Raw genomic sequence first — 20,168 nt, 5'->3', positions numbered from 1 at the left:
GGCGTGGGCCGTGGCCCGCGGCCCGCCCCCGAGGCGGAAGGGATCAGACCGGGGGAGCGACGAAGACGCCGCGGTCGGGGTCGTTGAAAGACTCCTTGGCGACGATCTCGTTCATGGCGTTGGCGGTGCCCCACTGGTCGGTGACCTCGGGCCGGGAGAAGTCGTACACGTGCGGGTGCCAGGTGTCCTCGTCGAGGTTCTCCAGCTCGGTGGTGTACTCGACGGTGTTGCCGTGTGGGTCGAGGAAGTAGGTGAAGGTGTTGTCGCCGGCCATGTGCCGTCCGGGGCCCCAGACCTTCTTGAAACCGGCTCGCATGACGCGGCCGGAGCCGCGCATGTACTCGTCGATGCCGCGCATCTCGAAGGAGACGTGGTGCAGCGCGGTGTGCGGGCCCTGGGCGATGGCCATGGAGTGGTGCTGGTTGCTGATCCGCATGAAGTGCATGACCTCGCCCATGTGCGGGGAGCTGAGGGTGTCGGAGAGGGCGAAGCCGAGGTGGCGCTCGTACCACGCGCGGGTGCGGTTCAGGTCCGGCGAGTTGAGCACGACGTGCGAGAGCTTGACCGGGATGGCCTCCTTCTCCTCGATCTTCCGGTGGCGCCGCACCGCGACGTCGGCGGACACCTCGATGGTGCGGCCGTCGACGTCGAAGAAGCGGAAGCCGTATCCGCCGCCCGGGGTGTCGACCTTGCCCGGACGGGAGATCAACTGCACGTCTCCGGCGATGAGTCGCTCCGCCAGGGTGTCCACGTCGGCTGCGGACGCGGCGCCGTAGGAGACGAGGTCGAGTCGCTTCTCGTCGGCCTCGCGCAGCCGCACGACGTACTGCTCGGGGGAGCCCTCGGCGGCCAGGAAGGAGATGCCGGAATCCTCGGCGACCTTGGTCAGTCCCCAGACGCCCGCGTAGAAGTCGAGCTGCTTGTCGTAGTCGGGCACGGCGAGGTCGACGTGCCTCAGGTGGGTGAGCAGGCGCATGGTGTCAGTCCGTCCGGAGGAGGGAGGCCGCGTTGCGGCCGCGGATCGCGTGGAAGTCGGCCTCGGGCAGGGCGGCGGCGCGCAGGGCGCCCACCGGGTCCTGGGATCCCATGTCGAAGGGGAAGTCGGAGCCCAGCAGGACCCGGTCGGCCCCGGCGACGCGGACCAGTTCCCGCAGCACACGGGGGTCGTGGACGAGGGAGTCGAAGTACAGCCGCCTCAGATAATTGCTGGGCGGGTGGGCGCAGCCGGCTCCCGCGTCGGACCGGGCGGACCAGGCGTGGTCGGAGCGGCCGATGTGGGTGGGCAGGTAGCCGCCGCCGTGGGCCGCGACCAGCTTCAGCCCGGGGTGCCGGTCGAGTACCCCGGAGAAGATCAGGTGCGAGAGTGCGACGGCGTTCTCGGTGGGCTGGCCGACCGTGTTGGAGAGGTACCACTGGTCGAGGCGCTCGTCGAGGGTGCAGCCGAAGGGGTGCAGGAAGAGGATCGCGCCCGTCTCCTCGGCCCGGGTCCAGAAGGCTTCGTAGGCCGGGTCGGAGAGTTCGCGGCCGGGCGCGTGGCTGGAGATCTCGACGCCGAGCAGGCCCTGCGCGAGAGCGTGGTCGAGGGCGTCGACGGTGCGCTCCGGGTGCTGAAGCGGTACGAGGCCCAGACCGCGCAACCGGTCCGGCGCGGCCGAACAGTGCTTCGCCGTGGCTTCGTTGGCCAGCCGGTAGACCTCCTCGGCCATCTCCTCGTCCGCCCAGTAGTGGTAGTGCGAGGGGGAGGGGCTGACCAACTGGACGTCGACACCCTGCGCGTCCATCGCCGCCAGCCGCACGGTGACGTCGGTCAGGCGGGTCAAGCGCTCGCGGACCATGGGACCGCTGACGGCGAGGGCCGCGGGGCCGTTGCGGCGGGCGTCCAGCGCCCGTGCCCCGGCCAGCCCCGGCCGCCCCTCCACCAGTGCCTCGATCTCCGGCAGCAGGACGTGGGCGTGTACGTCGACCGTGGGGGCTGCCTGCTGAACCTGCGGCGCGGTCACGGCAGTTCCCGGAGCATGGTCATGGTGCGGGCCATCAGACCGGGCACGTCGGCGTCGTGCACACCGTCGAGCTGCCACTGCCCGATGCGGACGGACGCCTCGACCACGGGGCGTACGCGGACGATCCGCCGCTCGTAGTACGCCTGGAACAACGCGTCGTCCCAGTCGTCGGCCCCGGTCAGTATCTGGGCGAGCACCCACGCGTCCTCCAGCGAGAGCGCGGCGCCCTGGGCGAGGGTGGGCGGGCAGCAGTGCGCGGCGTCGCCGACCAGGACGACCCGGCCGCGGTGCCAGGAGCCCTCGACCAGCATGCGGTCGAACCAGGTGTAGTTGACCTTCGCCGGATCCGTGACGTGCTCGGTGATCTCCGGCCAGAACCCGCCGTAGTGCCGGGTCAGGCGGCGCATCTCGTCCGCGTACGACTCGGGCGGTATCCCGGCGCGGTCGCGGTTGGCCTCCACCACGTACGCGTACAGCGTCGTGTCGCTGGTGGGGCAGTAGCCGGCGATGTAGGCCGGCCCGCCGTAGGCGAGGTCGGTACGGGTGACGCCGGCCGGGCGCGGGGCGGCGACGCGCCAGATGGCCATCCCGGTGGGCTCCGGCCGGGCGGGGATGCCGATGGCGGCGCGGGTGGCGGAACCGAGGCCGTCGGCGGCGATCACGAGGTCGTAGCAGTGCTCGGAGCCGTCGGAGAGCCGTACCGAGACGCCGTGCGCGTCCTGGCCCAGGAGTTCGGCGGTGGTGCCGAGACGGACGGTCGCACCACTGGCGCGCACCGCGTCGATGAGGATCCGCTGGAGCCGGGGGCGCTGCATGCCGACGGTTGCGGGCAGGTCGTCGCCGCCGGTGCGCAGGTCGTCCTGGGTGTGCAGGACCGTGCCGTCGGGTGCGGTGATGCCGACCGAGCCGAAGCCGAAACCGGACGCCTCCACCTGCTTCCAGACGCCCAGTTCGTGCAGGACGCGCAGGGCGTTGCCCTGGAGGGTGATGCCGGAGCCGGCGGTCGCGTTCCAGTCGGCCCTGGCCTCGACGAGGTCCACGGCGTACCCGGCGCGGCGCAGCAGGATCGTCACGGCGTTGCCGGCCGCGCCGCCGCCGATCACGAGGACCGTGCGGGATGGGGTCATGGGGAACTCCTTCGTTCCTCGGTGCTACTTGACGGCTATCGGGTTGACCGGCGAGCCGACCGCGCCGGTGATGGGCAGGGGCGCCGCGGTGAGCCAGAAGGCGTACGCGCCGTCGCCCGCACAGTCCTCGGCGAGAGCGTCGAGGTCCCACATCTCGCCGATGAGCAGGCCCATGTTCGGGATGGCGACCTGGTGCAGCGGCTGGAAGGCGTGCTCGAACTCGTTCGGACGGACCTCGAAGCCCCAGGTGTCGGTGGCGATCGCGGCGATCTCGGTGCGGTGCAGCCAGCCGGCCGTGGTGAACGACAGGCCGGGGGCGGGCCCTCCGGCGTACTCGCCCCAGCCGTCGCGGCGTACCCGGCTCAGCTGCCCGGTGCGTACCAGCACGATGTCTCCGCGTTCCACGGTCACGCCGTGCGCCCGGGCCGTTGCCGCCAGGTGCTCCTCGGTGATCGCGAATCCGTCGGGCAGCTCACCGTCCTTGCCGACGACCCGGCCGACGTCGAGGAGCACCCCGCGCCCGGCGACGTAGGGGGCCATGTGCTCGATGCCGGTGACCAGGTCACCGTCGGAGGTGACGACCTGCTCGGCCGGGCGTCCGTTCCACGCCTTGCCGTGGTCGAAGATGTGCCCCAGTCCGTCCCATTGCGTGGAGCACTGAAGCGGCATCGCGATCACGTCGTCGGCACCGCCGATGCCGTGCGGCAGGCCCTGATTGCCGAGGGCCGCGTCGGTGCCGGTGTCCAGCATGGTGTGGACCGGGTTGGTGCGCCGGCGCCAGCCCTTCTGCGGGCCGTCGATGTCGAAGCGCTGGGAAAGGGAGAAGCTGACGCCCCGCCGGACCAGCGCCGCGCCCTCGCGGCGCTTCGCTTCGTCGAGGAAGTTGAGGGTGCCCAGTACGTCGTCCTCGCCCCAGCGGTTCCAGTTGGAGCACGCTTTCGCGGCCCGCGCGATCGAGCCCTCGGGGTCGGTGCGGTCGGGGGTCACCGGGCTTCCTCCGCCACACAACGGGTGCGCTGAGTACCCAGTCCGGTGATGGAGCCGTCCATGACGTCGCCGTCACGCAGCAGCCGGCCCCAGTGCATGCCGTTGCCGGCGGGGGAGCCGGTGAGCACCAGGTCGCCCGGCAGGAGGCGGGCCGACCGGGAGGCGTAGGACACCATGCGCGCGACGTCGAAGATCATGTCCTTGGTGGACTCGTCCTGCATGGTCTCGCCGTTGAGCTTCAGGACCAGGCGCAGGTCGTCGGTGTCGGCGACCGAGGTGGCGGGGACGATCCAGGGGCCGAGCGGGGTGAAGCCGGGGGCGTTCTTGCTGCGCAGCCAGTCCGTGCCTATCTGTGGCATGTCCCGGCGGAATACGGTCGCCCGGTCGGTCAGGTCGTTGGCGATGGTGTACCCGGCAACGTGGTCCAGGGCCTCCTCCACGGACACCCGGTAGGCGGGGCGGCCGATCACCGCGGTCAGCTCCAGCTCCCAGTCGGGCTTCTCGGCCCAAGCCGGCAGTACGACGTCGTCGTACGGTCCGGTGATCGCGCTCGGCAGACCGATGAAGACGTACGGCAGATCCTCGGCTGCCCGCCGGTCCATGATCTCCGCCGCCTCGGCGCGCCGTTCCGCCTCCGGCCGCTCGTCGCCCGGCGCCCGGTGGGCGACGTGCAGATCGATCACGTGTTGGCGGTAGTTTGCCCCGGACTGGAAGACCTGGCGCGGCTCGACCGGCGCGTGTACCCGGAATTCCGCCAGCGCCCGGCGGTGCGGACCGTCGTCGGAGGCCAGCGCGGCGAGCTGCGGCTGCACCGCGTCCCAGTCCTCCAGGACGGCCCGCACGGTCAACTCGGCGTTGCTCAGGGCGGACCGCAGGTCGATCGCCTGCGCGTCGGGTGTGACGAGAGCGGGGAAGGGCGCCCCCTCGGGGGCGGAGAGTGTGGCCAGGGCGAAGGGCCCGGCGAAGAGGGCGGACGAGGCTTCAGGTTTCACGAACATGTCCTCCTGATTGCGGTGGCACTAATCTGGACCCGCCACCAGTGATCACGGAAATCGATTCTGTGGATGGTCGGCATCCGTCTGACAAATTGCCGCAGGTCGTCGCCGGACAGCGAGGAAAACCGCCATGAATCTCAGTCGCCTCGACCTCAATCTCGTCGTCGCCCTGCGCGCCCTGCTGGAGGAGCGCAACGTCACCCGGGCCGGGGAGCGCGTCGGCCTCAGCCAGCCCGCCATGAGCGCCGCGCTCTCACGCCTGCGCCGGCACTTCGACGACGACCTGCTCGCCCGCGTCGGCGGCCACTACGAACTCACCGCCCTGGGCCAGGTCCTTCTCGACCGGGCATCCACCGCCTACGACCTGCTGGAACGCCTCTTCGCGAGTCAGGCGCACTTCGATCCGGCCAAGGAGACCCGCGAGTTCAAGCTGGTGGCGTCCGACTACGCGGTGGCCGTCTTCGGCGCCGAGCTCGCCCGGGTCGTGCACCAGGAGGCCCCCGGCATCCGGCTGCGCTTCGCCCAGACGCCGACCACCGTGGTGGACGCCACCGAGACGCTGCTCAGCACCACTGACGGCCTGCTCATGCCGCACGGGGTGATCAGCGACTTCCCGGCCACCGACCTCTATCAGGACCGCTGGGTGTTCCTCGTCGCCGAGGACCACCCGAGCGTCGACGGCCGGCTGACCCGGGAGGACCTGGCCCGGCTGCCGTGGGTCACCTACCAGCGCACCTACGACGCCCCGGCCGTCCGCCAACTGGGCATGCTGGGTGTCGAACCCCGCGTCGAGGTGTCCGTCGACAGCTTCCAGACCATCCCGCTGCTGGTCGGCGGAACCCGGCGCATCGCCCTGATCCAGGCCCGCCTCGCCCGGCTCCTCGCGCCGCTGGCCGCCGTACGCGTGGTCGAACCGCCCTACGAGGCCGTCCCCCTCAGGGAGGCGATGTGGTGGCACCCCGTGCACACCCACGATGCGGCCCACATCTGGCTGCGGGAGACGGCCGCCCGGGTCGGCAGCCGGATGGCCGAGGAGGCGCGGGAGTGAGCAGGGCGCGGATCGAGGCCGGTTCGCGGTTCGCGGTTCGCGGTTCGCGGTTCGCGGTTCGCGAGGAGCCTGCCATCCGTCGAATGGATGAAGGGCATCCGATACATGAATCGTGCCACCGGTGGGCAGCGGGGCGTCCCGGAGGCATCATCGATCCAGGTCGTGCGCAACCGCGTACCCGCGCCCCCGCCGCAGCCGGCTGTGGTCCTTACACGTTCCGGTTGCGACCCGGGGTGATCAGCGAGCCGGTGCCGCCATGGTCGACCGGCGCACGACGAGTTCCGGCTGAAGGACGATGTGCGCGTGTTCATGAGCGAGACCGTCGGCCGTGTCCTCGATGAGGAGGCGGCCGGCCCGCCGGCCCATCGCGACGGCAGGCCGGCGTACGGAAGTGAGGGGTACGACGGCGGAGGCGGCGAACTCGATGTCGTCGTAGCCCACCACGGCGATGTCCTCGGGGACCTTCAGCCCGGCCTCGTACAGCGCTTGCAGAACGCCGAGAGCCAGCAGGTCGTTGGCGCAGAAGACGGCCGTCGGTCGCTGCGGAAGGCCGAGGATGCGGTGTCCGGCGTCTTTTCCGGCTTCCACGGTGAGTGCGGGGCAGGGGAGTTCGAGCAGGGCGGTGGCCGGCAGGCCGGCCGGGCCGAGGGCGCGCAGCGCGCCTCGACGCCGGTCCCGTACCTGCGGAAGGGGCTCGGGACCGCCGACGTAGACGAGGGCCCGGTGGCCCCGGGCGATCAGATGGCGGGCCGCGGCGTGGCCTCCGGCGACGTCGTCGATGCCGACCGAGCAGGCCTCGGTCCAGGGTGCGCTCCGGTCGGCGACGACGAAGGGGACCGCGTTGCGGCGGAATGCCGCGACCGTGCGGTCGGTGCCCTCGCCCGCGGTGATCACCGCGCCGCGGACCTGGTGCGAGGTGATCAGCGACAAGTAGCGTGCCGCTTCCGCCGGATCGTGGGCGCCGGTGCAGACCATGACGCCCAGGTCCGCTTCACGTGCGGCCTGCTCCACGCCGGCGGCGAGCGCGGTGAAGAACGGGTTGACGATGTCGAGGACCATCAGGGCGATCACCCGGGAAGCCCATCCCCGCAGTTGCCGCGCGCCCTCGGCACGGACGTAGCCCAGCGTGTCGATCACCTCCAGGACGCGTGTACGGGTGGCCTCGGCCACCATCTCTGGCCGGTTGAGGACGTTCGAGACGGTGCCGAGCGAGACACCGGCCTCCCTGGCCACGTCCTTGATGCCGACCCGCGGGCGTGCTCTGCTGTCCCGCCCCGCGCCCCGTACCTCGGGGCCCGGTGGGCGGAGAGCAGAGGGTGCCGCAGGTGTGGCGGCGGTCGGCCGGTGCACGGCCTACCGGCTCCGTGGCGCGGCGGTGGTGGCGCGCACTACCAGCCGGGGGGTCATGGTGGTCCGCATGGCCCGGTCCCTCCGGCCCTCCACCCGTTCGACGAGCATGCGGGCGGCGGTGGAGCCCATGGTGTAACCGGCCTGGTCGACGCTGGTCAACTGGACGGGGGCGAGGGCCGCGAGTGCGGTGTTGTTGTAACCGACGAGCGAGAGGTCTTCGGGGATGCGCAGGCCCAGTTCGTGGGCGGCGCGGAAGATGCCCAGGGCGGCGACGTCGGCACCCGCCATGACGGCGGTCGGCCGGTTCGCCGCGGTCAACAGGGTCATCCCCGCCTTGAATCCGCCCTCGTCGGAGTAGGCGGTGTGGTGGACGCGGGCGTGTCCGGTCAGGCCGTGCCGTTCCATGGCCTTCAGATAGCCGTCCCGCAGCACGACTTCGGGTGTGCGCTTCCACTGGTTGGCCTTCGTGCCCGCGGCGGAGACCAGGGCGATGTCGCGATGTCCGAGGGCGGCGAGATGGTCGACGACCAGGCCGGCGCCGGTGTCGTCGGCGTCCACGACGGAGTCGTAGGTGTCGTCCGTGTCGTGGTGGCCGATGACCGCGGTCGGAGTCGTCGCAGCCGTGGCCAGGACTTCGGCCCGTGCGGTCCCGGGGGCGATGAGGACCAGCCCGTCCATCTGACGGTCGACCATGGAGCGGATGGTCTTCGCCTGGTCCTCCGGGTCGAATCCGGCCGCGCCGATCAGCACGGTGTACTCGGTCTGACGCAGTTCGTCCCGGATGCCGTCGAGGATGTCCGCGAAGAAGGCGTTGCGCACGTTGTCGAGCAGCACGCCGATCGTGTAGGTCCGTCCGCGCATGCCGCGGGCCGCCGCGTGCGGCCGGTAGTCGAGCTCGGTGATGGCCGCCGTGACCTTCTCCCGCATGCTCTCGCTCACGCCGTAGGCGTTGCGCAGCACTTTGGAGACGGCCGCGGTGGAGACGCCGGCGTGCCGGGCCACATCGGTGATCGTCACGCGTCTGTTCTGCCTGGCTGCGCCGGCCCGATCCATCGATCCACCCCTGCTCTGTGATGCGTGTCGTGCAACGGTCTACACGGTAGCCCCGAGGAACTGTCAAGTCGCTCTATAAAACCATGCTGTTACCGGGATGTGTCTTGACGGGTCCTGATGTGGAGTGCAAGGTTTTGCCCACTCGACGTGGAGAACGTTTTACAAAGTTCTCCCGTGCTGCCGGGCCCTGCCCCGCCCTGGCGCTCTCGCACCACTGCGTCCTGCTCCGTCCTCCTCCATGACCCTGGGAGTTCCCCGTGTCCCTGCGCATGCCCCGTGGCCGTCGCACGCGACTGAGTCTGTTCATCGCCGGTACCGCCTCGCTGGCACTGTTCGCCACAGCCTGCGGCGGCAGCGGCGGTGGCCCCTCCGCCGCACCCGACAACTTCGACTACCTCAGCGTCACCGAGAACACCACCGTGAAGACCGCTCTCACCACGCTGTCGAAGGGCGCGTGCAAGCCGGCGAACGACGCACTGCCGCTCAAGGTGGAAACCGTCCCGCAGGCGAGCCTCGACCAGAAGCTCCAGCTCCTGGCCGGCCAGAACGCACTGCCCGTGCAGTTCGCCGCCGGCAACGCCCCCGCCCTCACCCAGCAGCTCGCGAAGTCCGGCAAGGTCGCCGACCTGGAGCCGAAACTCGAGGAGCTCGGCGTCCTGGACCAGCTGGAGCCCGCCGCCGTCTCGACGATCAAGGCCCTGTACGGCGGGAAGCTGGAGGTACTGCCCTACGAGTACAACATCGAGGGGATCTTCTACAACAAGAAGATCTTCGCCGACAACGGCCTGGCAGTGCCCGGCACGTGGGACGAACTGGTGTCCGCGGCCGCGAAGCTGAAGTCCAAGGACGTCCAGCCCTTCTCCGCCTCCGGCCAGCAGGGATGGCCGCTGACCCGCCTGATCAGCGACTACCTCTTCCGCAGCCTCGGCCCCGACGCGCTGCGAAGGGTCGCGGACGGTCAGGCGAAACTGACCGATCCGGAGTACGTGAAGGCCGCCGACGAGGTCGCCGCGCTCGGGAAGAAGGGGTACTTCGGCAAGGGTGTCGGCTCCATCGACTACGACACCGCGATGAACCAGTTCCTCAGCGGCAAGGCGGCCATGTTCTACATGGGCAGCTGGGCGCTGGCGAACATCTCCGACCCCGAACAGAACAAGGTCGGCGCCGCGAACGTCGGCTTCATGCCCTTCCCGGCCGTCGCCGGAGGCAAGGGCTCGGTCGACCAGTACCCGTCCAACGTCGGCCTCGGCATCACCCTGGCCGCGAAGTCCTTCGACAAGAAGACCGGCGCCTGGGTCTCCTGCATCACCGAGAACTACGGCGCCACGGCACTGAAGGACCACGGGACCATCACCGGCTTCAAGGTGAACACCGAGGTGAAGGACGCCAACGCGGTCACCACCCAGGTCCGCGACACCGTCAGCTCCTCCCGGCAGAACGTGCTGTGGTTCGAGGCCCTGTTCAGCACCAAGGCCACCACCATCAGCCAGACCAACGCCGCGAGCCTGGTCTCGGGGAGCATGAGCCCCCAGCAGTTCATGCAGACCGTCCAGGACGCACTCGCCGCCCAGTGACCTCCCCGGGGCGGCCCGCCCGCCTTCTCGCACGATCGTGCGCGAGCCGCCCCGGGCCCGACGGCCCAGCCGCCCCGCGCCGCCGCAGGCCCCGCCAACGGAAACGAGACGGACACCATCCATGCACCGCGTACTCGGTGACCGCAGGGCGATCGCGCTCCTGCTCGGTCCCGCCCTCCTCGTCTACTCGCTGATCATGCTCGTCCCCATGGTGTGGTCGCTCGGCTATTCCTTCACCAAGGGCAACACCATCGACGGCTTCACCGGCAACGGTGTCGCCAACTTCTCGCGCCTCTTCGACGATCCGGCGGTCCGGGACGCGCTCTGGTTCACCTTGAAATACGCCGTGACCGTCACGGCCGGTCAGGTCGTCGCCGGCTATCTCCTGGCCCTGCTCTACGTGTTCTTCCTCAGGCGGGCCTCGGCGCTCGTTCGCACCCTGGTCTTCTTCCCCGTCGTCCTGCCCACCGTCGCCGTCGGCCTGCTGTTCCAGAAGTTCTTCCAGGTCGCCCCGCAGACCGGCCCGGTCAACTCGCTGCTCAACGCGGTCGGCATCGACTCGATCGACTTCTTCGGCAGCTCGGGCAGCGCCTTCTGGGTCCTGGTCGCCATGGACATCTGGCGGTCCATGGGCTTCTACGCCGTGCTGCTCTTCGCCGGCCTGGTCGACATCCCCGACGAAGTCCTGGAATCGGCCCGCCTCGACGGGGCGACCGGACTCAGGCTCGTACGCCACATCGTGCTGCCGCTGTCCCTGCCCGTCCTGATGTCCTCGCTGATCTTCAGCATCAACGGAACGCTCAAAGCCTTCGACTCGATCGTCGCCCTCACCAACGGCGGCCCGGGCAACGGCACCACCCCACTGACCCTGTACATGTTCCAGACGTCGTTCACCTACAGCGACTACGGCTACGGCAGCACCATCGCCCTGCTGCTGACCGTCGTGAGCCTGCTGGTGAGCCTGGTCGTCTACCGCGTCTCGCGGCGCGACCTCACGGAGGGCTGAGACCCATGGCCACCATCGACACACACCCGAAGACGACCCCCGCGAGAACGTCCGCCCGCACCCCCGACCGGGCTCGACGGCCCCGGGCCGGGCGCCGGGGGAGTCGCCTGTGGGTCAAGACCGTCGTCGCACTTCTGCTGGTCGTCGAGGTCTACCCGCTGATATGGATGTTCCTCACCTCGCTGAAGTCCAACGACGACTACCTGAACAACTCCACCTGGAGCCTGCCCACTTCCTGGGAGTGGGGCAACTACGGCGAGGCGTGGAACACCGGCCACATCGGCCTGTACGTCCAGAACAGCCTGCTCGCCGTCGTCCCCGCCCTCGCCCTGATGCTGCTGCTGGGCACCGCCGCCGGCTTCGCCCTCCAGATCATGGTCTGGAAGGGTCGCAGCCTCACCCTCCTCGTCTTCCTCGCGGGCATGATGATCCCTCCGCAGATGATCCTGCTGCCCCTGTTCACCGTGTACTTCCAGACCGGCCTGTCCGGCACGCTGTGGCCGCTGATCCTCACCTACACCGGCACCGGCCTTCCGCTGACCGTCTTCATGATGGCCACCTACTACCGCACGGTCCCGCGCGAGCTGTTCGAGGCGGCCACCGTCGACGGTGCCGGCATCCTGCGCGCCTTCTGGACCATCAGCGTCCCCCTGGTCCGCAACGCCCTGCTCACCGTCGGCCTGGTGCAGTTCTTCTTCATCTGGAACGACCTGCTCATCGCCCTCACCTTTACCAACGACCAAGACCTGCGCACCATCCAGGTCGGGCTGCTCAACTTCACCGGCGACTTCGGCGCCACCCAGTACGGCCCCCTCTTCGCCGCCATCTGCATCAACGTCTTCGGCACCCTCCTGATCTACCTCTTCCTCAACCAGAAGGTCATGAAGGGCCTCACCTCGGGAGCGGTCAAGGGCTGACCCCCGCCCGTCACCACGCTCGCTCCCGCACGTGCAAGAAAGGTCCTCCCTTTGCTCCCCCCTCAGCCCTCCCCGGTGTCCTTCGAGCATCTGCCGGACGGACTCGGCATCGGAGTCGCCGCCCCCCGGCTCACCTGGACGCTGCCGCCGGGATCCGGCCGACAGCACGCATACGAACTGGAGGTCGACCGCGCCGGTGCCGTCCGTCGCACCGGGCGTCTCGACGTCGACACCCACGTACTCGCGCCCTGGCCGGGTGAGCCGCTGGCCTCCCGGGAACGCGCGCTCGTCCGGGTCCGCGTCTGGACCCCGGACGCCCCGGAGCCATCGGGATGGAGCGATCCGCGGACCGTCGAAGCCGGCCTGCTGGCGCCCACCGACTGGCAGGCGGTGCCCGTGGGCGCCGGATGGGACGAGGACCCGGAGGCCGAGCGCCGCCCGGCGCGGGTCCGCAAGGACTTCCGGCTCGACCGCCCCGTGGCCCACGCGCGCCTGTACGTCACCGCCCACGGCCTGTACGAGGCGGAGATCAACGGTCGCCGTGTCGGGGACGAGACACTGGCCCCGGGTTGGACCGTCTACCCGCACCGGCTGCGCTACCGCACCCACGACGTCACCGACCACCTCACCGAGGGCGCCAACACCATCGGGGCCTGGCTCGGCGACGGCTGGTACCGCGGCAAGTACGGCTTCGACGGCGGCACCCGCAACATCTACGGCACCGACCAAGCGCTCATCGCACAACTCGAAGTGGTGCACGACGACGGCTCCGCCACCCTCATCGCCACGGACGGAACCTGGCACGCCGCTCCCGGCCCGATCCTGACCAGCGGCCTCTACGAGGGAGAAATCTTCGACGCCCGACTCCACGACGCACAGTGGTGCACACCTTCGCCCTCGCGTACCGCCTCCGACATGTGGAGCCCCGTCCGGACGGGCCGCCGCGACCCCGCGACGCTGGCCGCCCCGATGGGGCCACCGGTCCGCTGCACCCAGGAGATCGCCCCGGTCGCCATCACCCCCACCGAGGGCGGGCACCTCCTCGACTTCGGTCAGAACCTCGTGGGCCGCCTCCGCGTCACCGTCGACGGGCCGGCCGGTACCACCATCGTCCTGCGGCACGCCGAAGTACTGGAGAACGGCGCACTGGCAACCCGGCCGCTGCGCGAGGCGTACGCCACCGACACTCTGATCCTCTCCGGCGACGGCCCGCTCACCTGGGAGCCGCGCTTCACCCTCCACGGCTTCCGCCATGCCGAAGTGAACGGCTGGCCGGGCGAGTTGAACGCCGACATGGTCAAAGCGCGCGTCCACCACACGGACATGCACCGCACCGGCTGGTTCGAGTGCAGCGACCCCCTGGTCAACCGACTGCACGAGAACGTCCTCTGGAGCATGCGCGGCAACTTCGTCGACATACCCACCGACTGCCCTCAGCGCGACGAACGCCTCGGCTGGACCGGCGACATACAGGTCTTCGCGCCCACCGCGAGCTTTCTCTACGACTGCGCCGGGATGCTCGACTCCTGGCTCACCGACGTCGGCCTGGAACAACTCCCCGACGGCACCGTCCCCTGGTACGTGCCCGTCATACCCGGCGCTCCCATGTGGACGCCGATCCACCCCGGGGCGGCCTGGGGAGACGCCGCCGTACTCACCCCCTGGACCCTCCACCAGCGCTTCGGCGACGTCGGCCTCCTCCGGCGCCACTACCCCATGGCCAAGAAATGGGTCGACCTGGTGGAGCGACTGGCCGGCCCGACGCGCCTGTGGGACACCGGATTCCAGCTGGGCGACTGGCTCGACCCCGCCGCCCCACCGGACGACCCGGCAGCCGGCGTCACCGACCGCTACCTCGTCGCCACGGCCTACTACGCCCACTCCACCCGTCAGCTCGGACGCGCCGCCGCCGAGCTGGGGAAGGCCGCGGATTCAGCCCGATACACCGCCCTTGCCGCCGAGGTGACGGAATCCTTCCGTCACCGGTACGTCCTGCCGACCGGCCGCATGACGAGCGACAGCCCCACCGCCTACTCCCTGGGAATCGTCTTCGACCTGCTCACCCCCGAACAGCGTCGGAATGCGGGGGACCGGCTCGCCGAACTCGTCCTCAGGGACGACGCCCGCATCGCCACCGGCTTCGTCGGAACTCCACTGATCTGTGACGCGCTCACCGACACCGGGCACCTGGACGTCGCCTACCGGTTGCTGCTCCAGACCGAGTGCCCCTCGTGGCTGTACACCGTGACCCAGGGCGCGACCACGATCTGGGAACGCTGGGACAGCCTGCGGCCAGACGGCAGCCTCAACCCGGGCGGCATGACCTCCTTCAACCACTACGCTCTCGGCGCCGTCGCGGACTGGCTGCACCGGGTCGTCGGCGGCATCACCGCCACGGGCCCCGGCTACCGGGAAATCTCCTTCCGGCCGCGGCCCGGAGGAGGCATCACCTGGGCCCGCACCCGCCACGAGACCCCGTACGGAACCGCGGCCCTCTCCTGGGAACTGACCGACACCGGCCTCACCGCCCGCTGCACCGTTCCCGAAGGAACTCGCGCCGTCGCCGAGTTGCCCGGAAGCCCGCCCGTTTCCCTCGACCCGGGTGAGCACGTCCTGGAAACCGCCGCAATCGCCGGAGCGACCGCCTGAACGAAACGTATATCCCAACCCTGGACTGCCCGGCGCGACCGCTTCTGCGCCGGGCAGTCCGGGTGTGTTCGGGCTCTGTTCATGAGTCCCGTATCAATGTCGTGGATTTCTGCGATCCAGCAAAACAATGGAGGGCGGTTCAAGGCGAGTTCCCATTGAAATTTTCAATCCAATTCAATCCGGAAGGACTTCGTATCCGCTGGTCAGCGACTTATCCGAAGAAGTCTCGTCGGAAGGTTGACCCGAAGCTGAACAGGCAATAGCTTTCCGTCTGTTGGGCAAGGCGCTTCACGAGTCGGCGCCGAGATGTGTGAAATCTACTGCCGTGGGACGCGGCAGGGATGTCTCGAAAGAAGCGGAAAAGAAGATGCATGTGCATGCGTGCGACGCATGAATCCATGCTGTTCTCGCCAGCCGGGGGCCACTCAAGTTCCTGACATCCTGAGTGGCCCTCATTTTCCCCGTGACGGAATGTAGAGCAGCCGTCCATAGGTATCCGGAGAGCCGCTGTGAACAGAAGAAAATTCCTCTCTGCCGCCACCTTCACCGCGTTGGCCGCTGCCATGGTCCCGGTCATGGGCGGCCAGGCCGTAGGCGTGACGGACTCCGCCGCGCAAGAAAGGGCCGACGCCCTGCTGGCCAGGATGACGGCGGCAGAGAAGGAGGCCCTCGTACGCTGCGACTTCGCGGCCGTCGCCCACCTGGGCATCCCCGCCCTGACCACGGTCGACGCGTCCGCCGGCCTCCGAGGGGAAAAGGGGGTGACGGCCTTTCCCGTCCCCGTCGCTCAGGCGGCGACCTTCGACGAGGACCTCGTCGGTCGCATCGGAGAAGCGATCGGTGCCGAGGGCAGGGGCAAGGGCTACAACAACGTACTGGGCCCGACCGTCGATGTGACGCGTACCTGGCACTCCGGACGCCAGGCCGAGGGCATGGGAGAAGACCCCCTGCTCGCCGGTCGGCTGGGCGCGGCTGCCACGGTCGGCTTGCAGAGCCGGCAGGTGGTCGCCACCGTGAAGCACTTCGCCGCCTACACGCAGGAGACCAACCGGTTCTTCACTGACACCAAGGTGTCCGACCGTGCCCTGCACGAGGTCTACGAGGCGCCTTTCCGCCACGTGGTCGCCGCCGCACCGACCACGTCGGTGATGATGGCCTACCCGAAGGTCAACGGCGTCTTCGCGACGCAGAACCCTGCCCTGTTCAACGATCTCAAGACGGGTCTCGGCCTCCAGGGGTACACGGTGCCGGACTTCTGGGCCGGCGACGACCAGGTCGCAGCCGCCCGGGCGGGCATGGACCTCGCCGGACTCGGCACCGGCGCGGTGACGGTTCCCGAGGGCGGCCTTACGGGAGGGGCGATCCCGGCCGCGCGGCTCGACGACGCCGCACGACGCATCCTCGTCACGATGTTCGCCAACGGCCTCTTCGACAGCCCCGTCCCTGCTCCTGCCGCAGTCGTCAGCACACAGGCCCACCGGGACCTCGCCCACGAGGCCGCGATCTCCTCCACGGTCCTGCTCGCCAACCGTTCCTCCGCCCTTCCGCTGACCGCCTCGGTGAGGTCGCTGGCCGTCATCGGCCCCGCCGACACCGACGCCCTGACCGGAGTCGGCGGATCCAGCTACGTCGATCCCGGAACCTGGACGGCCCCTCTCCAGGCCATCCGTGACCGCGCCGGAAGCACAGTCACGGTCACCCACGCGCAGGGCACCAAGGGCGACCTTCCCCTGGCCACGGTCCCCACGACCGTGTTGCGCGACAAGGCGGGCAAGCCCGGCCTCACCGCGTCCTACTTCGCGGGCGCCGACCCCAGCGGGACTGCGGTGCTGACGAGGACCGACGCGGGGGTCGACTTCACCACCACCCCCGCTCCGAATCTGCCCGCCGTCTGGTCAGTGAAGTGGACAGGCACCCTCCTGCCGACCACCACCGGCCTCCACCGCTTCTCCCTGCTGCCCTCCGGTACAGCCACGCTGAAGATCAATGGGACCACGGTGGTCTCCGGCACCCGTCAGATGCGACGCTTCTTCCTCGGACCGTTCGACTACCCGCTCCAAGGGACCGCCCGGCTCATCGCGGGCCGCGCTGTGAGCATCGAACTGACCTATTCCAACGCCACCGCCGAAACCGGCACCTGCGGCTTGACCCTGGGCTGGCAGCCCGACTCGCTCATCCCCACAGCCGTCACGGCGGCACGAGCGGCCGACGCGGCCGTCGTCTTCGTCAACCGGATCGCCGGCGAGGCCATGGACCACGCACAACTCGACCTGCCGGGCGACCAGAACCAGCTCGTCAGCGCCGTGGCAGCCGCGAACCCGCGCACGATCGTCGTCCTCAATACCGACGGCCCCGTGGCCACGCCCTGGCTGAACGAGGTGGAAGCCGTCATACAGCTCTGGTACGGGGGCCGAGGCATGGGTACCGCCCTCGCCGCCGTCCTCTTCGGCGACAGCGACCCCTCCGGCCGTCTTCCCGTCACCTTCCCCACCGACGCGACCCAGGGACCCGGCACCACCGGCGCAACCTACCCGGGCACGAACGGCACGGTCACCTACGACGAAGGCATCTCCGTCGGGTACCGCTACTACGACGCCGCAGGTCAGCAACCACGCTTCGCCTTCGGCCACGGCCTCTCCTACACATCCTTCGCCCACGGATCCCTGGAAGTCGCCTACGACCGCGCGAACAGACACGTCACCCTCTCCGTGACGGTCACCAATTCAGGGCCGCGCAAGGGCACGGAAGTCGTCCAGATCTACGCCGAGCTGCCGGGGGCGGCAGCAGCGGAGCCCCGCCGCCTGGTCGCCTTCCGCAAGGTCACGCTTGACGCAGCGGGTTCCCGACGGCTGACCTTCACCATCCCGCAGGAGGACCTGTCCGTCTGGCAGTCGAGCGGCTGGACCCTTGGCCCGGGCCTGTACACCTTTGCCACGGCAAGCTCGTCCCGGCACCTGAGAGCACAGCGAAGCGTGACCGTCGGCTGACCCGCCCGACTCCGACGCGGACCGGCCCCGCACGGAAGCCCCCGGCTCCCTCCGTGGCCAGTCACCGAACAGGACTTCGCACGACCTCCACGAGAGCGTGCGAGCCGTGGGGTGCGGGACGCGTATCATCCCGCGCCCCGTCCGCCGTGTCCTTTCCCGGCCGATGCCCCCACCGCACTGCTCGCCCTTCTTTTTCTCCTCCTTCGATCCGAACACGGCACGGAGCATTCCCATGTCCTCAACACCACGAAGCCCAGCCGCACGACGGGTGTGCATCGCCGTACCGCGGCGGTCGTCGCCGCCCTCATCGGCGCGCTGTCCGCGTGCGGCGGCGACGTCGGTGCGGACAACGACACCCTGCGGATCACCGCCAACGTCACCGACCGCGTTTCCATGGACGCGGTGGTCGCGGCCTTCGGCCGGCTCGATCCGGCTGCCAAGGTGTCCGTGACCTATGCCGAAACGGGCCAGCTCCAACAGAACCTCCCCGCCCAACTCGCCTCGGACGACGGCCCCGACGTCTTCACGGTATGGCCCGGCAACGGGAACCCGGCCTCCGTGACGCGCCTGCAGGCAGAGGGCCGGCTCTACGACCTCAGTGCACGCCGGTTCGCCGTGGACCATCCCGAGGATCTTCGGCGGTCTTCCAGGGCGACACCAACCGGCCCTTTTTCCGGCCGAGTTGCCGATGCCACGCTGGTCAGCGGTGGGCCTCTCCTCCCAGGGCGGTGGGCATCGTGGTCACCGGACGTGGCCGGCGTGGACAAGCCCGGCGAACTTCGTGGCGAGGGGCCGAGCGGCTGACTAAGGGCTGTCCCGCCGATTCCCGAGAGTGGCGTATGCCTCGATGTGCGGGAGCGGTACGGGGGAGCGACGCCGTCGCCCGGCACCGGTCGGCCGGCGGACCGGGGTACTCGCCGTGAGCAGCGTCGCAACCGCTGCCGAGCGGGTGGGGCGACGGTTCCCGACCTGATCGTGTCCACCGAAGTCGTCGCGGACGACGCGGCGGGGGCCCTGTTGAGCGAAGGGCGGCGGGGTCGGCGTCGGCGGCCGTTGTGGGTTCCCGGGAGTGCGGGCAGCCTGCAAAGCGGTCCTTCCGGGATCGGTCAGCCTCGGCGTCGCGGCCCGCTGCGCCTCTACGGTGATCGTGGCCCGCGGAGACGGCGTCGCGCTCCGCGCCGGTCACGAACAGGTCCTCCTCGGCATCGGGGACCGGGACGTCGGCTCCTTTGGCCGTGCGCTGCGCCTTCCTGAGGGCAGCCGCCCGAGGCTGCGCCCCCGGCGTTCTCAGAACCCTGGGGTCCACCACGCGCACATCATCCGCTGGAAGGGCTTCGCCGTACGTCTCACCGAGACGTGCACGGTCGGCAGCCAAGGTGATCACGGACGTGGCCACCCCTTGCACCTCACGCGGCGTGAGGACTCACAGTGGGGGCGTGACAGTGGGGGCGTGTGCAGAAGAAGAGAGGGCGGGAGCGTGGGCTACTCCGTGGGACAGGTCGCCGGATTCGCCGGGGTCACGGTGCGAACTCTGCACCACTACGAAGAGATCCGGCTGCTCAGCCCGGGAGGCCGCAGCAGCGCGGGCCACCGGCGGTACAGCGAAGCCGATCTCGACCGGCTGCAACGGATCCTGTTCTACAGGGAGCTCGGCTTTCCCCTCGGAGAGGTCGCGGTCCTGTTGGACGATCCGGAATCGGAGCCGCGGGAGCACCTGCGTCGGCAGCATGTCCTGCTGACCGGCCGGATCGCCCGGCTCCAACAAATGGTCACGGCCGTCGAACATGCCATGGAGGCGAACAAGATGGGCATCAACCTCACGCCCGAGGAGCGTTTTGAGGTCTTCGGGGACCACGACCCCGAGCGGTACATGCCGGAGGTCGAGCGACGCTGGGCCCACACGAGCGCCTACAGGGAGTCCGCCCACATGACGGCCTCGCACACCAAGGAGGATTGGAAGCGGCTGCGCGACGAGACGGACGACCTCCGCCAGCGGTTTGCCGCGCTGCTCGGCGAGGACGCGGCGGCGGACTCCGAGCAGGCTGTGGAACTGGCGGAGGAGCACCGGAATTGGATCGACCGCAACTGCTACACCTGCTCGCACGAGATACACACGTGTCTGGGCGAGATGTACGTCGCGGACAAGCGCTTCACGTCCTATTACGACGCGGTCAGGCCTGGCCTGGCACTGTTCGTACGGGACGCGATTCTTGCGAATGCGGTCCGCGGTATCTGAGGCCTCGTTTGAATCTTGCTAGGCTCGCGGGGCTCTGTGCCGCACCTCGCGGCTTCACCGTCGGTCGCCGACGCGCCCCCGCGACACCCACCCCCCCCCCGCGGCGCCCCCCCCCCCGCCCCCGTGGGCCCGGGCCCCCCGGCCGCCACCCCGGGGGGGGCCGGGGGGGGCCCGCCCCGCGCCCCCGCCCCCGGGGTGTCCGCGGGGGGCGGCGCCCCACGGCTGGGCGGGGACGGCCG

At 69.9% G+C, this 20,168-nt stretch carries 15 protein-coding genes; 8 read left to right on the top strand and 7 right to left on the bottom strand.

Annotated elements, in window-relative coordinates:
* Positions 1 to 43 precede the first annotated feature (43 nt).
* From ACFWEP_RS16280 to ACFWEP_RS16260, 5 genes are read right to left on the bottom strand one after another with little or no spacing between them, the layout of a single operon-like run.
* On the bottom strand, positions 44 to 976 hold the full coding sequence (locus ACFWEP_RS16280) for a VOC family protein (protein ID WP_387370712.1): 933 nt from the start codon (positions 974 to 976) through the stop codon (positions 44 to 46).
* Positions 977 to 980: 4 nt separating this feature from the next.
* On the bottom strand, positions 981 to 2,000 hold the full coding sequence (locus ACFWEP_RS16275) for an amidohydrolase family protein (protein ID WP_387370710.1): 1,020 nt from the start codon (positions 1,998 to 2,000) through the stop codon (positions 981 to 983).
* A complete protein-coding gene (locus ACFWEP_RS16270) occupies positions 1,997 to 3,127 on the bottom strand; it encodes an FAD-dependent oxidoreductase (RefSeq protein WP_387370708.1) in 1,131 nt (376 codons plus the stop codon). Before ACFWEP_RS16270 ends, ACFWEP_RS16275 begins: the two co-directional genes overlap by 4 nt.
* 24 nt (positions 3,128 to 3,151) lie before the next feature.
* Positions 3,152 to 4,114 carry a cyclase family protein gene (locus tag ACFWEP_RS16265; RefSeq protein ID WP_387370706.1) on the bottom strand — a complete coding sequence of 321 codons (963 nt, stop codon included), beginning with the start codon at positions 4,112 to 4,114 and terminating at the stop codon, positions 3,152 to 3,154.
* Entirely contained in the window at positions 4,111 to 5,112 is a 1,002-nt protein-coding gene (locus ACFWEP_RS16260; RefSeq protein WP_387370704.1) for a fumarylacetoacetate hydrolase family protein, read from the bottom strand. The genes ACFWEP_RS16265 and ACFWEP_RS16260 overlap by 4 nt, the downstream gene beginning before the upstream one ends.
* Positions 5,113 to 5,239: 127 nt before the next feature.
* On the opposite strand from ACFWEP_RS16260, the gene ACFWEP_RS16255 reads away from it, so the two are divergent.
* A complete protein-coding gene (locus ACFWEP_RS16255; protein WP_387370702.1) occupies positions 5,240 to 6,157 on the top strand; it encodes a LysR family transcriptional regulator in 918 nt (305 codons plus the stop codon).
* Between the two features lie 237 nt (positions 6,158 to 6,394).
* Here the strand turns inward: ACFWEP_RS16255 and ACFWEP_RS16250 are convergent, their stop codons facing one another.
* Together ACFWEP_RS16250 and ACFWEP_RS16245 are read right to left on the bottom strand one after the other, a co-directional pair.
* Complete coding sequence (locus ACFWEP_RS16250) at positions 6,395 to 7,390, bottom strand: LacI family DNA-binding transcriptional regulator (RefSeq protein WP_387370700.1); 996 nt, start codon at positions 7,388 to 7,390, stop codon at positions 6,395 to 6,397.
* A 120-nt stretch (positions 7,391 to 7,510) separates the two neighbouring features.
* Positions 7,511 to 8,524: a LacI family DNA-binding transcriptional regulator gene (locus tag ACFWEP_RS16245; protein WP_387370698.1), complete on the bottom strand. Its 1,014-nt coding sequence runs from the start codon at positions 8,522 to 8,524 to the stop codon at positions 7,511 to 7,513.
* Between the two features lie 293 nt (positions 8,525 to 8,817).
* Here ACFWEP_RS16245 and ACFWEP_RS16240 point away from each other — a divergent pair, with 293 nt between their 5' ends.
* The 7 genes from ACFWEP_RS16240 (at position 8,818) to ACFWEP_RS16210 (ending at position 19,929) form a co-directional block, all read left to right on the top strand.
* Positions 8,818 to 10,134 (top strand): ABC transporter substrate-binding protein, encoded by a 1,317-nt coding sequence (locus ACFWEP_RS16240; RefSeq protein ID WP_387370696.1) that lies wholly within the window; start codon positions 8,818 to 8,820, stop codon positions 10,132 to 10,134.
* Positions 10,135 to 10,255: 121 nt separating this feature from the next.
* Positions 10,256 to 11,140 (top strand): carbohydrate ABC transporter permease, encoded by an 885-nt coding sequence (locus tag ACFWEP_RS16235; protein ID WP_387370694.1) that lies wholly within the window; start codon positions 10,256 to 10,258, stop codon positions 11,138 to 11,140.
* 5 nt (positions 11,141 to 11,145) lie between these two features.
* The gene (locus ACFWEP_RS16230) at positions 11,146 to 12,057 is read left to right on the top strand and encodes a carbohydrate ABC transporter permease (protein WP_387370692.1); all 912 of its coding nucleotides are present in this window, start codon (positions 11,146 to 11,148) and stop codon (positions 12,055 to 12,057) included.
* A gap of 75 nt (positions 12,058 to 12,132) precedes the next feature.
* Complete coding sequence (locus ACFWEP_RS16225) at positions 12,133 to 14,706, top strand: family 78 glycoside hydrolase catalytic domain (protein WP_387370690.1); 2,574 nt, start codon at positions 12,133 to 12,135, stop codon at positions 14,704 to 14,706.
* 509 nt (positions 14,707 to 15,215) lie between these two features.
* The gene (locus ACFWEP_RS16220) at positions 15,216 to 17,693 is read left to right on the top strand and encodes a glycoside hydrolase family 3 protein (protein WP_387370688.1); all 2,478 of its coding nucleotides are present in this window, start codon (positions 15,216 to 15,218) and stop codon (positions 17,691 to 17,693) included.
* Positions 17,694 to 17,804: 111 nt separating this feature from the next.
* Complete coding sequence (locus ACFWEP_RS16215) at positions 17,805 to 18,497, top strand: extracellular solute-binding protein (protein WP_387370686.1); 693 nt, start codon at positions 17,805 to 17,807, stop codon at positions 18,495 to 18,497.
* Between the two features lie 673 nt (positions 18,498 to 19,170).
* Positions 19,171 to 19,929 carry a MerR family transcriptional regulator gene (locus ACFWEP_RS16210; protein WP_387370714.1) on the top strand — a complete coding sequence of 253 codons (759 nt, stop codon included), beginning with the start codon at positions 19,171 to 19,173 and terminating at the stop codon, positions 19,927 to 19,929.
* The last annotated feature ends 239 nt before the right edge of the window (positions 19,930 to 20,168 follow it).

This window comes from Streptomyces sp. NPDC060198, from assembly GCF_042728415.1.
GTDB lineage: Bacteria > Actinomycetota > Actinomycetes > Streptomycetales > Streptomycetaceae > Streptomyces.
This window is presented reverse-complemented; position numbering and strand designations above follow the sequence as displayed.